At 57.9% G+C, this 14,863-nt stretch carries 11 protein-coding genes; 7 read left to right on the top strand and 4 right to left on the bottom strand.

The annotated features are described in order from the left end of the window. Positions 1-79 precede the first annotated feature (79 nt). The gene (locus tag B2G88_RS09880) at positions 80-301 is read left to right on the top strand and encodes a hypothetical protein (protein WP_054862929.1); all 222 of its coding nucleotides are present in this window, start codon (positions 80-82) and stop codon (positions 299-301) included. A 56-nt stretch (positions 302-357) separates the two neighbouring features. On the opposite strand, the gene B2G88_RS20130 is transcribed toward B2G88_RS09880, so the two are convergent. Continuing rightward, complete coding sequence (locus tag B2G88_RS20130) at positions 358-1,530, bottom strand: ABC transporter ATP-binding protein (RefSeq protein ID WP_054862928.1); 1,173 nt, start codon at positions 1,528-1,530, stop codon at positions 358-360. Beyond that, a complete protein-coding gene (locus B2G88_RS20125) occupies positions 1,523-2,494 on the bottom strand; it encodes an ABC transporter ATP-binding protein (protein ID WP_342744115.1) in 972 nt (323 codons plus the stop codon). The genes B2G88_RS20130 and B2G88_RS20125 overlap by 8 nt, the downstream gene beginning before the upstream one ends. A 453-nt stretch (positions 2,495-2,947) precedes the next feature. Between B2G88_RS20125 and gfo6 (B2G88_RS09865) the strand changes: the two genes are divergently transcribed. Both gfo6 (B2G88_RS09865) and B2G88_RS09860 read left to right on the top strand, forming a co-directional pair. Next, positions 2,948-4,027: a D-xylose 1-dehydrogenase Gfo6 gene (gene gfo6, locus B2G88_RS09865; protein WP_176393210.1), complete on the top strand. Its 1,080-nt coding sequence runs from the start codon at positions 2,948-2,950 to the stop codon at positions 4,025-4,027. Between the two features lie 230 nt (positions 4,028-4,257). Then, positions 4,258-6,084, top strand: coding sequence for an ABC transporter substrate-binding protein (locus B2G88_RS09860; protein ID WP_087714668.1), 1,827 nt, complete (start codon positions 4,258-4,260; stop codon positions 6,082-6,084). 622 nt (positions 6,085-6,706) lie between these two features. On the opposite strand, the gene B2G88_RS09855 is transcribed toward B2G88_RS09860, so the two are convergent. Continuing rightward, positions 6,707-7,576: a fumarylacetoacetate hydrolase family protein gene (locus B2G88_RS09855; protein WP_087714955.1), complete on the bottom strand. Its 870-nt coding sequence runs from the start codon at positions 7,574-7,576 to the stop codon at positions 6,707-6,709. 159 nt (positions 7,577-7,735) lie between these two features. Here B2G88_RS09855 and xacF point away from each other — a divergent pair, with 159 nt between their 5' ends. From xacF to gfo6 (B2G88_RS09840), 3 genes are all read left to right on the top strand, one after another. Continuing rightward, positions 7,736-9,184: a 2,5-dioxovalerate dehydrogenase gene (gene xacF / locus B2G88_RS09850; protein ID WP_087714954.1), complete on the top strand. Its 1,449-nt coding sequence runs from the start codon at positions 7,736-7,738 to the stop codon at positions 9,182-9,184. Positions 9,185-9,354: 170 nt separating this feature from the next. Next, complete coding sequence (locus B2G88_RS09845; protein ID WP_087714667.1) at positions 9,355-10,590, top strand: mandelate racemase/muconate lactonizing enzyme family protein; 1,236 nt, start codon at positions 9,355-9,357, stop codon at positions 10,588-10,590. A 755-nt stretch (positions 10,591-11,345) separates the two neighbouring features. Continuing rightward, positions 11,346-12,425 (top strand): D-xylose 1-dehydrogenase Gfo6, encoded by a 1,080-nt coding sequence (gfo6, locus tag B2G88_RS09840; RefSeq protein WP_087714666.1) that lies wholly within the window; start codon positions 11,346-11,348, stop codon positions 12,423-12,425. A 376-nt stretch (positions 12,426-12,801) separates the two neighbouring features. Here gfo6 (B2G88_RS09840) and B2G88_RS09835 read toward each other — a convergent pair whose 3' ends face one another. Then, positions 12,802-13,167 carry a hypothetical protein gene (locus B2G88_RS09835; RefSeq protein WP_054862948.1) on the bottom strand — a complete coding sequence of 122 codons (366 nt, stop codon included), beginning with the start codon at positions 13,165-13,167 and terminating at the stop codon, positions 12,802-12,804. A gap of 181 nt (positions 13,168-13,348) precedes the next feature. Here B2G88_RS09835 and B2G88_RS09830 point away from each other — a divergent pair, with 181 nt between their 5' ends. Then, positions 13,349-14,794, top strand: coding sequence for an MATE family efflux transporter (locus tag B2G88_RS09830; RefSeq protein WP_054862947.1), 1,446 nt, complete (start codon positions 13,349-13,351; stop codon positions 14,792-14,794). Positions 14,795-14,863 lie beyond the last annotated feature (69 nt).

Here is a 14,863-nt window from a genome sequence, read left to right as displayed (position 1 = left end):
TCGTGCATTCTGCCACGTTCATGGCTGTTGAGCCACTCCCAGATGTTTATTTATGTCGAGCGAGTAGTCATCGCTACGAATGCCGAATCCTTCAGCAAACCAACCCTCCAGTTTCGGACAACAGATCTGGATCTGGATGTTTACACTCTCGGCCACGATGTTGCTGGTGCTTGGCTGGGCATTTCTCCACCTCGAGCCCGGCACGGCATCGTACGTTATCAGTCAGGTGACTGCAATTATTCTTGTGTTTACGCTCATCTCAACGGCAATTGTGCTGTATTCCGGCTGGAAACCGTTCTAAGTGACAGTCAAGCGCACGGAGTACGACCGCAACAAAAACTCTGTCTTCGAATCGGATTACGACGACGCTTCGTCAGTCTGGTCTGATGCCGGCGTATCGTCGATTCCGTCGTCCGTGAGTTCCTCGCTTTGCCAGTACTCGTGGTCGTCGATTTCGCGGAAACACTTCGTCTGGTGGTGCTGGTCGCCGCCGCTCTCGTAGAGATCGGGGGTTTCCTGTTTGCACGCTTCACGTGCTTCGGGACAGCGCGTGTGGAAGCGGCAGCCAGACGGTGGGTTGGTCGCGTCCGGAATGTCGATTTTGCGAACCGGTGGTGATTCACGCATGGACTCTTCGGCCCGTTCCGGATCGAGTTCCGGCGTTGCCCACTGGAGAACCTTGGTGTAGGGGTGTTGCGGGTTCTGGATAATCTCCTCTGCGGTGCCAATCTCGACGAGTTCGCCGAGATACATCACACCAATCTTTCCGCCCGACTTGCCCGCGAGATAGCGTGCGTTCGCGAGGTCGTGGCTGATGAAGATAAACGAGGTGTCGAACAGATCCTGCATCTCGAGGAAGAGATCCATGACACCGATTCGCAGCGAGACGTCGAGTGCGGAGACGGCCTCGTCTGCGAGGATGACTTCCGGTTCGACGAGCAGTGATCGAATCAGTGCGACCCGCTGTTGTTCGCCACCGGATAGCTGGTGAACGTAGCGGTTCGAGTAGTCTTCTGGCGGGCTGATCCCTGTTCGCTCGAGCATCTGGTGGATACGGCCTCGACGCTCTGCGAAGTTGAGGTCGGGATGCCAGCGCTTGAGTGGGACCTCGAGGTTCTCGAGGACGGATCGGTACGGGTTGAGTGCAGCACCGGGGTCCTGATGGATAATCTGCAGCGAGCGACGAATCTCTTCGAAGGTGGTGCCGTCGTCGTCACCGTCGCGGACCTCCCAGATATCGTGGCCGCGGTATTTGACGCTGCCGTGGGATGGGCGGGTCAGCCCAACCATCGCTTTGCCGAGCGTGGTTTTCCCACTGCCACTTTCGCCGACCAGTGCGAGTACGTCGTTTTCGCCGAGGTCGAGGTTGATGTCGTCGACAGCCCGAACGGTTGGGTCTTTCTCGAGGCCGAGTTTGTCGCTGACCCACTCGGGGGCCATCGCGTTGAGCATCGACGTATCTTCGAAGTGAACTTTCAGGTCGCGAACCGAGACGACAGGGTCGTTGCTGTTGGTGTTACTGTTACTCATCTGAATCACCGCCAAATGCGAGTGGGACCGCTTCGTCCGCTCGCTCCCAGTAGTGACAGCGAACGTCGTGTTTGTCGTTGACTGGGCGGAACTCCGGATCGTCGACTTCACAGCGTTCGTCACCGAGCGGACAGCGTGGGTGGTACGAACAGCCTTCCGGATGACTGACCGGGTCAGGACTTTCTCCCTCGATTGGCTGCATCTCATCGAGGGGGATCTCGAGGTTCGGCGTGGATTTCAGCAGTGCCCGTGTGTAAGGGTGTGCTGCGTTCCCGAGGATATCGTTTGCTTCCCCGATTTCGACGAACTCGAACGCATAGAGGACAGCCAGTCGGTCGGCGAAGCCGGAGACAATCGGCAGATCGTGACTGATGAACACGAGCGTGAGATCGTACTTGTCCTTGATGTCATAGAGCAGATTGAGAATCGACCGCTGCATCAACAGATCGAGTGCGGCCGTTGGCTCGTCCATCACGAGGACTTCTGGTTCGAGAATCAGACTCAGCGCGATCAGACAGCGCTGTTTCTGCCCACCCGAGAGTTCGTGTGGGAACGACGAAAGCATGCGCTCGGGTTCGAGGTGCAGGTCTTCGAAGAGTTCTTTTGCACGCTCGAGGCCGGGTTCGATCTCCCAGCCGTGGGCCTCGAGGGTTTCTTCGAAGTGCTCGCCGATGGACATCGTCGGGTTGAACGCGCTCATTGCGCCCTGGAACACCATCGAGATGTCTTCCCAGCGGACCTCACGCAGTTCCCAGGGGGCAAGGTTGAGCAGGTCGATTGGTTCCCGGTTTTCCGGGTGGTAAATGATTTCGCCGGTCAGGATACCGGGATCGACGACGGCATCGAGCAAGGCGTCGGCGAACATGGATTTGCCGGAGCCACTTTCTCCGACGACACCAAGCGTCTCGCCGCGCTGGATGTCCATGTTGACGTCGTTGAGGACTCTCGATGTCCCCTTGTCCATGTCGAATCGGACATTGGCTTCTCGAACCGTAATTACTGGGTCCCCCGCTCCTCGCGCTCCCGAGTCTATCGCTTCAAGTCGTTCACTTGACATTGGTCACGTCACCTCCGTCTGAAATAGTCACTCTGTCGTCATACATGGTAAGATACCACGCAGTACTGGCACATGTCATTGGGTATCACGTTCGGGCTTTTCTCATATATATCATTCCATCCCCTGATAGGGGCTATTGGACCGGTGTACCGGTGCCCCCACAGATCGGTCGTGGCTGGGCCGAAACTGGCGGATAACAGCCCGTTGAGCAGGGACGACTGGACGGTGCATTCCAAACCGATCTCATCGCGCCGCGCGTGTGCGGGCGAACGTCTGCGTTTGCGGCACGCATTATCGGGTGAGGGTGTGGGACGCACATAACCGCACCGATTTATTATTCCATATTGTAAACCAAGACGCATGGAGCCGAACGCGTTCCAGACGTATCTAGACTCGTTTACAGATAGAGAGTGGCAGGTATCGGACGACGAGGACGGCCCCGTCCGATTTGCACTGATCGGTCTTGGGTGGTGGACGGCCGATAAGGCGATTCCAGCCATCAACAACTCGACGTTCTGCAAAGCAACCGTCGCTGCAAGCAGTTCGAAAGAGAAGGCTGAGCAATTCGTCGACGACCACGACACACTCGAGCACGGACTCACGTACGACGAACTCCAAGACGGTGTCGCAACCGACGCGTACGACGCTGTCTACATTTGTACGCCCAACGCGCGCCATCAGACGTTCGTCGAAAGCGCCGTTGCCCACGAGAAGGCAATCCTCTGTGAGAAACCGATGGAGGCCACGCTCGAGGCTGCCGAATCAATTGTCGAGGACTGTGCTGACCTCGAAGCCCCCGCGATGATCGCCTACCGAATGCACACTGAACCCGTCGTCCAGCGCGCGCGCGAACTCGTTCGTGAGGGCGCAATCGGCGAGCCAGTCCATGTCCACGGGAACATGTCCCAATCAATCGTCGGCTGGGGCGAAAACCAGTGGCGACTGGACCCGGAGATGGCCGGCCGTGGCACCAGCGTCACCGATCTCGGCATCTACCCGCTCAACACGACCCGCTTTATCCTCGAGCGCGAGCCGGTCGCCGTCCAGGCGATGATGGACTCGAGTCACGAATACTTCGAGGATGTCCCCGACGAGGTCGCTGCGTTCACCATCACACTCGAGGGTGGGGTCTGTGTCAGTTGTACGGCGAGCCAGCACTCCCAACTCGATAGCTTTCTGCGGATTGTCGGCACGGAAGGGAGGATTACTATCGAGCCAGCGTTCCACTCCGAGAGTAGCCTGCAGTTGACGCGTGCGAACACGACGGTCGACATCGATACCCCGCAAGTCGATCAGATGGAAGAGGAGTTCGATTACTTCGCTGATTGTGTTCTCGATGGGCGGGAGCCTGCGGCAACGCCGGAACACGGCTACGTCGACATGCAAGTGATCGAAGCGGTCTACGACGCCGCCGAGCGTGGGGAGACGATTACGCTCTAACCAGTGGTGCGTTCCACCAACAGATGAACAGACAACTGCCCTGAAGGTGTTACAGAATTGATTGACAGCAGACCGTATAAACCGAAAAAGATATACCCTTCAGGTTAGTACCATGTTGTCGTGACACATGATATGCTGCATAGCGCGTCCGATGGCTCGAGTTCCGTCTTGGCTGCCGGTCGAATCGATTCCCGGAACATTTATAATGCATAATACTACATATTAGTCCGATGCCAGCAAACAATCACCGCAAGGAATCTCTGTCCCGCAGAAAACTGTTAGCCCTCTCGGGTGCCACTGGTGCCGCAGCCCTCGCAGGCTGTTTCGGTGGCGACGACGATAGCGCGAGCGACCTCATCGAGGAACACGACCTCGACACCGTTGAGGTCGACTACAACGAAAACTACGAAGACGAGTACGATCAGGCTGTCCCCGCGGGCGACGTTAACCCGTACAACGACGACTACCTGTTCAACCCGTACACTCCCGCATGGGACTCGGGCGACGGTGGTCAGGAGTTCACCAACGAGTACCTCGCCGTCTACAACACGTCAATTGGCGAGTTCGTTCCCCGCGTGGCCGACGACTGGGAGATCGACGACGATCTGACCACAACGATCTACATTAGCGAGGACTACGGCTGGTCTGACGGCAGCGACATCACGGCACACGACTTCGAGACCGAGATGCGTCTCGCCGCCTACATGGGCATGGGAATGCAGAACTTCGTCGACCCCGACGAAGGCATCTACGCCGAGGACGACTACACGCTCGTCATCGAACCTGAAGACGAGTACAGTGACCTCGAGGACGAGCTGTGGATGAACAACTGGGCAGAGACGATCCTGCAGGTTAGCGATGCCCAATTCGGCCAGTACATCGAAGCGTTCGAAGACGCCGAGGACGAAGACGAGATGCAGAGCGTCCGCCAGGACGTGCTCGGCTTCGAGCCAAGCTGGGACGAGAAACTGTACTCGGGGCCGTTCGTGTTCGTCGAGGCCAACGAACAGTACGCCGACCAGGTTCCAAACCCAGAGCACCCAATCGCACAGGATTGGGAGTTCTACTGCCGCTACGGTGTCTACACCGACGAGGAAGGGGCACAGGCTGGGGAGGTCGACTGGGTCCACAACGACCCAACCATCGAAGACCTGCCTGACATCTACGACGAGCCGCCGGTGTCGTTCTCCGGTCAGTCGTTCGCGATCATTTTCGGCGTCGAAGACGAGTACATCCGTGAGTACCCCGAAGTGCGTCAGGCAATCACCTACGCCATCGACTTGGAGAACGTCGTCGAGGTCGCCGCACCCGGTACCCCAGTCGACGAGTACTCGACCGGTATCGACTACGGCTACGTCGAGAACTTCGTCCACGGGGACGTCCTCGACGCAATGCCAAACTACGCGCCAGAAGACACCGACAGAGCCGCAGAACTGCTCGAAGAGGTCGGCTTCGAGCAGGACGATGGTGAGTGGTTGACCCCCGACGGTGACACGTGGACACTTAACTTCCCAGTTGGCGACTGGTTCGAAACCCACTCGGAGATTATGTCCAACAACCTCGCCGAGTTCGGTATCGACATGGACTACTACGTTGAGGAATTCGCAACGTGGGAAGCCGAAACCGACGCCAACCTCGACTACGACCTGACCGTCCACCTGAACTACGGGATGGCACGTGACTACCACCCATACTCCGACCTCGAAGAGGAGTTCCACAACCCAGACCGTGGGCTGTTCACTGAGCGAACAGGTATCGTCGACGAGCAAGTCGAAGTGCCTGAAGTCGGTGACCCTGAGGGTGACATGGTCACGTTCGATATCGAAGAGGAACTCGAGGCCATGGCAACCGCACAGAGCGAGGAGGAACTCATGGATCACTCGACGAACCTCGCATGGGTCCACAACCAGCTCCTTCCCGGTGCGACGGTCTTCCCATGGAGTGAACACTACTTCGTCAACGCTGCCGAATGGGACTTCGACCTCGAGACCGACGACTGGCTGACCTCGAACCGTATCGCTCACTACCTGCTCCAGAACGGACTGCAGGCAGAGTAATCGCGCCGACGCGATCATAGGTAACTCAGTGGCGGCCGAATCCGACCCATTTTTCGTGTCGCCCTGTTTTTCATGACCAACCAGCCACAGCATCGCCCGTAGCCGTGGACGGACAGCTATAGTAACAACTGAAACGATTCACACACTGATCGCCGATCTGCTCACGGGCACGGATGCCCGTTCGCTTCGCCGCGGCTCTCACTTCGCTCCGAGCCGCGCACCCTCTGGCGATCAGGTGTGCACTGACTTTCAGTGGCTACCATATTATGCGTCAATATCACTGGCAAATGATACCGCAACGGTGCCATTAATGAGTTGGGGGCCGCTCGGCTCAAATGGGTCGTCTCAGTCGTCAACCATAGAGAGTCTATCCCACATCAGACCACGTCGGAGACGCTGTTTGCTGGGAGACTAGCCCGACGACCCCACAACGGAGGGGCCTCTGCGTCGGTTTCCGACGCTGCAGTAGCGACCTCGATCTGCTCATTCCTTCCGTTTCCCGCTTCGACAGTCCTCACTGGTGAGACGAGTCACTCGAGTCGACAACCGGTCGCATAGTGACCGCTTTCAAAACAGGAGACAGTCAGCGTACGTAAACGACCCACCCACACTCAGTCGTTCGTTATACTTCGACGACGGTGTTTGAGAGCGTCCCAATTCCCTCGAGTCCGATTTCGATTTCGTCGCCTTCCTCGAGTGTAAATGACTCGTCGGGGACGAGTGAGGTCCCGGTGAGCAGGACGGCGACGTCGGGAACGGCGTTGTGTGCCGTATAGCAGTCGACGAGTTCCTCGACGGATCGGACCATCTTGCCCGTGTTTGTCGCGTCGTCGTACAGGACCTCGCCGTCGCGACTGATTGTCATCCACATCTCGAGGTCGTGTGGATCCTCGATGGAATCGGCCGAACGGACACACGGTCCAATCGAACAACACTTGTCGTAGACTTTCGCCTGTGGGAGATACAGTGGATTTTCTCCTTCAATCGAGCGGCTACTCATGTCGTTCCCGACGGTGTAGCCGACGATGTCGCCATCCGAGAGGACGACGCCAAGTTCCGGCTCTGGAACGTCCCATTCGGAATCGGCTCGAATACCGACCGGCTCCTCGGGGTCGACGGTTCGCTCCGGCGTGGCTTTGAAGAAGACTTCCGGACGATCACTTTCGTAGACATCAATGTACATGTCCGGCGTATCGCTTTCGGCCTGACGGGCTTCTTCACTAATGCGGTAGGTGACGCCAGCCGCCCAGATCTCACTCGAGACGGGTGCAGCCAGCGCGTCGCCGTCGGCTACCTCAGCGTCGAGTGGCACTGCATCCTCGAGGAGGTCATCAGTAACGTCATCGATTGATCGGTCAGTGATGTCGGCTGCACAGAAGAGATCCTCGAGCGTCTGGAGACGATCCTTTGCGGCGGTCAGATCAAACAATCCATCAGCAGTCTGCACTGCGAGGCGAGGCGTCCCATCCTCACGTAACTGGTAATAACGCATGTCGGTACTACTATTCTGCTCGTTCATATTAGCTCTGGTGCTCGTCAGTAGTGTACCAGCAAACCGGCGACGCTGTACCGAACGGATGTGAGAGTTTCGATGCTCGAGCCAGCGAACAAGACCACAAGAATCGTATATCTGGATAGCGATGCTACACATGTGACAGAACGCTACCAAAACTACATCGACGGCAGTTGGACGGACGCAGAAACAGGCGACACGCTCGAGACGACGGACCCAGCAGCACCGTCCGAGACGGTTGCCGAATATCAGGAATCTGGTGTCGAGGACGCAAACGCCGCCGTTGAGGCGGCCGCAGCGGCCGAAGACGAGTGGGCAGAAACGCCAGCCCCACAGCGCGGTGCCATCCTGCGCGAGACGGCAACGATCCTCGCCGACCGCAAGGAGGAACTCACGGACCTGCTGACGCGTGAAGAGGGGAAGACTCACGCTGAAGCCGGTGGCGAGGTCCAGCGTGCAATCGATATTTTCTACTACTACGCCGAGAAGACGCGTGATCTCGGTGGCTCGGTCAAAAGCGCAAGCGGCCCGCGCACGAACCTCTATATCAAAGATGAGCCAGTCGGCGTTGCCGCACTGATTACGCCGTGGAACTACCCAATCGCAATCCCTGCCTGGAAGATCGCACCCGCACTCGCGACGGGTAACACGCTCGTCCTCAACCCGGCATCGGTCGCACCCGGTGTCGCCCTCGAGATCTTCGATGCGCTCGACGAAGCCGGTCTCCCAGACGGCGTCGCAAACGTCGTCACCGGTCCCGGCAGCACCGTCGGTGACGCAATCATCAACCACGAGGACGTCGACGCTGTCTCCTTTACCGGCTCCGGCGAAGTCGGTCACATGGTCTACGATCAGGCCACCAACGACGGCAAGCGCGTCCAGACCGAACTCGGTGGCAAGAACCCAACGGTCGTCACCGACAGCGCGGATGTCGAGGAAGCCGCAGAAATTGTCGCCAACGGCGCATTCGGCGTCACCGGCCAGGCCTGTACCGCTTGCTCACGCGCAATCGTCCACACCGATGTCTACGACGAGTTTGTCGACGCTGTCGTCGCACAGGCCGAATCCATCGAGATTGGCCCCGGCGACGAGTACGACATGGGTCCACAGGTCACCGAGAGCGAACTCGAGGGCACCCTCGATTACATCGAGGTTGCTGAAAACGAAGGCGCAACGCTCGCAACCGGCGGCAACGAGCCAGAAGGCGACCGATTCGGTGAGGGCTACTACGTCGAGCCGACTGTCTTCAGCGATGTCGATAACGACTTCCGCATCGCCCAGGAGGAAGTCTTCGGTCCGGTCCTCGCAGTTATCGAAGTCGAGGACTTCGAGAGCGGTCTCGAGGCGGCCAACGACATCGATTACGGCCTGTCGGCAAGTATCGTGACCGACGACCACACGGAAGCAGAGCGCTTCGTTGACGAAGTCGAATCCGGCGTTGCGAAGGTCAACGACAAGACGACCGGCCTCGAACTCCACGTCCCATTCGGTGGCTTCAAACAGTCCTCGAGTGAGACCTGGCGCGAGCAGGGCGACGCAGGCATCGACTTCTACACCATCGAAAAGACCGTCTACGACAGCTTCTAAGGCGTTCTCGGCGTTTCGATCTCGCTGTTCGCATTTTTTAACTCGAGTGGTGTTCCGGTTGGCTGTCGAATTGAACGTATCGCACAGTGGCGCTAACGTATTATACTGGTGACACCTGTCCGGCGTACATGCCAAACGTGATATACCCTGACGGACATTGCATGTACCGTATGCCGAACTATCGGAAACTTCACGATCCGAACGCAGAGTATACGATGCGGGACCTCTCCGGGGAGTCGATGGACCTCACCGCCGACCGAGGGCCACGCGACGTCAAAATCACGGATGTCCAGACGACGATGGTCGACGGGAACTACCCGTGGATCCTCGTGCGCGTCTACACCGACGCCGGTATCGTCGGCAACGGTGAGTGTTACTGGGGCGGCGGTGACGACGCAATCATGCAGCGGATGGCGCCATTCATCATTGGCGAAAACCCACTTGACATCGACCGGCTCTACGAGCACATGATCCAGAAGATGTCCGGTGAAGGCTCCATTTCGGGCAAGACGATCTCCGCAATTTCGGGCATCGAGATTGCGCTTCACGACATCGCCGGAAAGATCCTCGACGTGCCTGCCTACCAGCTCCTTGGTGGCAAGTACCGCGACGAGGCCCGGATCTACTGTGACCTGCACACCGAAGACGAAGCCAACCCAACCGCCTGTGCCGACGAAGGTGAACGCGTCGTCGAAGACCTCGGCTACGACGCCATCAAGTTCGACCTCGACGTCCCATCGGGCCACGAGAAAGACCGCGCAAACCGCCACCTCCGCGGCCCCGAGATCGACCACAAGGTCCAGATCGTCAAGGAAGTCACGGAACGTGTCGGCGACCGCGCCGACGTCGCATTTGACTGCCACTGGGCCTTCAGCTCCGGCAGCGCCCACCGCCTTGCCGACGCACTCGAAGAGTACGACGTCTGGTGGCTCGAGGACCCTGTCCCGCCAGAGAACCACGACGTCCAGCAGGAGGTTACCCAGCACACCACGACGCCGATTGCAACCGGTGAGAACGTCTACCGAACCCACGGTCAGCGCCGCCTGCTCGAGAACCAGGCCGTTGACATCATCGCGCCCGACCTGCCCCGCGTCGGTGGGATGCGCGAGACCGTCAAGATCGCGAACCTCGCAGATCTGTACTACATCCCGGTCGCGATGCACAACGTTTCCTCGCCAATCGGCACCATGGCCTCCGCACAGGCCGCTGTTTCAATTCCGAACTCGCTCGCTGTTGAGTACCACAGCTACCAGCTGGGCTGGTGGGAAGACCTCGTCGAGGAGGACAACCTCATCGAGAACGGTGGCATGGAAGTGCCCGAAGAACCAGGTCTCGGCCTGACGCTCGACTTCGACGCTGTCGAAGAGCACATGGTTGAAGGCGAGACGTTGTTCGACGAGGCGTAACGTAGTGAAGTCTCGTCGGACTCGCGAATCGAAGATTCGCGGTGTTTGACGAGGCGTAAGCCGACGTCAAACTCACGGAGCTTTGCTCCGTGTTGTTCGACGAAGCTCCACGTTGTTACGCTTCGTCGGATTCGAACATCAGCGATTTGCGTTATTTACCGGCGCTAACCGTATCGAACCTCTCTTATTGCGGTTTTCTGGTCACTACTCGAGAACACGTCCACTGTTCGTCTGCGAGACAGCAGTTCGTATGATAGAGAGTCCGTGAGTAAGCGAACGGAAATACGTACCAAATCCACTTCTACTTTCCAGAATTTTGTTCTCTGATAGAGAATTGCAGTCTGTATCACAAACTACGAACGGAGTACTGCTACATCTCTCGCTGTTCGTTTTGTTGACCGTTCTCGAAAGTCGTTCTATCACACGTATTGATCCTCAAAATGTGGTGTCTCGAGTGTCTAACGGGTACATTCTACACAGACCTGTGAAAGTAATCGAATCGTTCACCTGAATCGCCACACGATGTTTTACACGCGTACAACTGTCTTCGCCGAACGGCCCCCTCGCGCCGGTACTCCTCGCTTTGGCGGACATTCGATTCTTATCTAAACTAGCCCTTTTCTCTATGACAAAATTGGGTTCTGCACTGGACAGTGTCCAGTGGTTGCAAACGGACACCGCGTTTCGAGCAGTCTCCGAGACAGTCGTCGACGGTGACCGAACAATTTTATTTACGTCCCTCAGTAATCATTCGTATGGACACTCGCCCGCTGATATCGCGGTTTACAGAACGTGACTGGGAGACAGACGAAACCGATGGCACTGTTCGCTTCGCGCTGGTTGGACTTGGCTGGTGGACGATGGACGTCGTCGTTCCTGCAATCGAGCAATCAGACTACTGTGAGACGACAGTACTGGTCAGTTCCTCGACTGAAAAAGCCGAACGACTTGCCGACGAGAACAACGTCGAATCTGGAATTACCTACGACGAGTTCCACGACGGTGCGGCCGTTGAGGAGTACGATGCCGTCTACATCGGCACGCCAAACGCCTACCATCTCGACTACGTCGAGACAGCCGCCGACCTCGAGAAGGCGGTCCTCTGTGAGAAGCCACTCGAGGCGACTGTCGAACGCGCCGAGCAGTTAGTCGAGGCGGCCGAAGACGCCGACATTCCACTGATGACGGCCTACCGGATGCACACCGAACCCGCCGTCCGGCGCGCAAAGGAACTCATCGAGGACGGCTTCATCGGCGAGCCAACCCACGTCTACGGCAACAACACCCAGCCGATTCTTGAGATGATCCCTGATCCTGACCAGTGGCGTCTCGATAGCGATGTGACCGGCTACGGGACCTCCGTGATGGATCTGGGTATCTACCCGATCAACACGGCTCGCTTCCTCCTCGAGCGCGACCCAATCGCCGCGGAAGCGCGAATGTCCTCGCCGGACGAGGCGTTCGATGACGTGCCGGACCAGTACGCGACGGTGACGCTCACGCTCGAGGGTGACCTGCCACTCGTCTGTACGACGAGCCAGCACGCCCAGAAAGATACCCAACTCAAGATCATCGGTACCGAGGGAACTATCGAACTCTCGCCGGCGTTCCACGGTGAGGCGACGTTGTCCCTCTCGAGTGGTAGTCTCCGTACTACGATTGAAGACGTCGAGTACACTGCAGTCGAGGAGATGCGCGAAGAGTTCGACTACTTTGCAGACCGCGTGCTGAACGATGGGGAAATCCTCCCCGACGGCCGCCACGGCCTTGCAGACCTGCGAACGATCAAGGGGATTCACGAGGCAGCCGACCGCGACGAACGCGTCGACCTCTAGGCACGTCTTACTGTAGCGTTATAGCACAGATATTCAACAGAGAGTACTCGAGTATCTGATTGAATTCCTCCCAAGAACTGAGTTTGTTGAATAAGATGACCAATAATTGTTCGCAGGCTCTTTTCTCTGCCGAGGATCCAAATTCGAAATTGAGTCTATTACTTCACTGACCTGTATTGAAACGGGCTCGTCCAGAGATCACTTTTTGTTCTGGTATTTTCTTCTCAGAAGAGAACAGGCTGAATGACAGTCGTCACTCTCGGTTGACGTCTCGAGATGTACGTCTCGAGTCAGGTGTTTTACAGCACTGGACAAACGAGTGACAGGGTTTCGATAAGTAGGGCGTAGAAACCAGTAGAGACCACCGGTCAGTCGTTCAGGCCTCGAGATTGCCTTTCGAGTCCCAGATTGAGGTGACCATATCTGCAAACACTTCGGTTCGAATTGGGTGGCCGCTATCGCCGGTTTGCTCGAGTGAGGTGTCCGTAATGTTTTGAATCAGGTCTTCGGTGTAGACCCAGTCGACTAATTCTTCGCGGACATCGAGGGTGATCGTGTTGTCGTCGTCCGTCGACAGCCAGGCGGCCGCACTTTGTTTCTCGTCGTACTCGAGGGTGTAGGTTTCCCCGCCGATAAGGTCGACAACAGCATCCATCTGTCCGATTTCGATCTGGTGGTTGTCCTCGACGAGATAGAGCGTTCCGTTGTCGACAACTCCCTCGTAGCGTGTTGGGTCGGTCATCTGTGCTGGCATATGGCTGGCAGACAAATATATCTAGTACTCCTGAATGAGACACTCGTGGTCGTGACAGATGTTCACGTTCGTCCAGCGAATACGAGCACTGTTTCGAAACGTAACGGAATTCCTTGCCGGGTAACGAACACCCATAGTTGTCGCATCGAAAGTGCCCGCGTACTTCGACGTGTCTCGGTATCCAAACCCCCTTCGACTGACAATACTCTGGATCGGACTCCTACTCGCACGGGTCGGTCTCATCGACCGCGACCGTGCAATCGAGACCACGGACCTCGCGTGGCCCCGCATCGTGACCGGCATCGCACGAATGTCGAAAAACGCCGTCGACGTCGCGATGGTTGGCGTCGCCGTCGGCTCATCGGCAATCGCGGGCGTCGGTCTCGCTGGCCCCTACTGGGGGCTCGCGTTCGCCCTTGGCGGCGGCGTCGCTGGCGGGACAATCGCCCTCGTCTCACAGCGCTTCGGTGCCGGCGCTCACGAGGAACTCGGCCGAGCCGTTCGCTCGAGCACGCTGTTCGCTATTGCCCTCACACTGCCGGTGACGGCCGTTTTCTGGGTGTACTCCGTTGAACTCATCTCGTTACTTACCAACGAGACGCAGGTGATCAACCATGGCGCGACGTACCTGCAGGTCGTTTCACTCGGCATTCCGTTCGCGGCGCTGAATCTCGTCGGGAGCCGAACGCTCGTCGGTGCTGACGACGCCTACACGGCGATGCAGGTACGTGCCGGCGGTGCCGTGATGAACATCGGACTCAACGCTGTGTTCATCTTCGGCCTCAACCTGGATGTCGCTGGCGCGGCGCTCGGCACTGTCCTCTCGAACCTCGCCGTCGCATCCGTGTTCGCCCTCGGAATCGTCCGTGGCCGGGTTGTCGGAATCGGCGAATTTCCGGTCCAGATCGATCCGTTCGGCACGTACGTCGATTCCGACATGATCGCCGACATCGTGAGCATCGGTACTCCAATCGGCGCGCGAAACCTGGTTTGGACCGTTGCCGAGTTCCCGATGCTCTGGGTCGTTGGCTCCTTCGGCGAGACGACACTCGCCGCGTTCATCATTGCCCGGCGCATCTGGGGACTGATGAACACGCCCGGCTGGGGCTTCGGACTCGCCTCCTCGAGTCTGGTCGGTCAGTCACTTGGGCAGAACAACGAGGGTGTCGCAGAGGCCTACGGTCGCGATATCATCCGCTTCGCCGTTGCAACGTACGCTGTCTCTGCGGTTCTCATCGCCATCTTCGCCGAACAGATCGTCGTGCTGTTCGCCGAAGATCCAACGGGGCCGGTGATCCCAATCGCTGTAAGCCTCGTCTATGCCGCCTGTTTCGCGACGCTGTTCCAGGGCGTCTCCGGCGCTGCTGCAGGGCCGTTAGACGCCAGTGGCGATACGCGGATTCCGTTCATCAGTCAGGTGATCGGGATGTTCTTCGTGGCGATCCCGCTTGCGTTCCTCGGCGCGACGACGAGTCTTGGCTACTGGGGGCTGTACCTCGCGTTCGTCGCTGAAACGTCCGTTCCAGCGATCATCAACTACTGGCGATTCCGAACGAACAAGTGGAAGAAGATCAGTCAGGGCTACCGCCCGGACGCTGCGAGCACCTCGGACTGACCAGACCCGGTTTCCGTCGCGCATACCCGTTTTGCCACATCACTGTGGTCGGAGTCGGGACCGATTTAC

The sequence above is a fragment of the Natronolimnobius baerhuensis genome (genome assembly GCF_002177135.1).
GTDB lineage: Archaea > Halobacteriota > Halobacteria > Halobacteriales > Natrialbaceae > Natronolimnobius > Natronolimnobius baerhuensis.
This window is presented reverse-complemented; position numbering and strand designations above follow the sequence as displayed.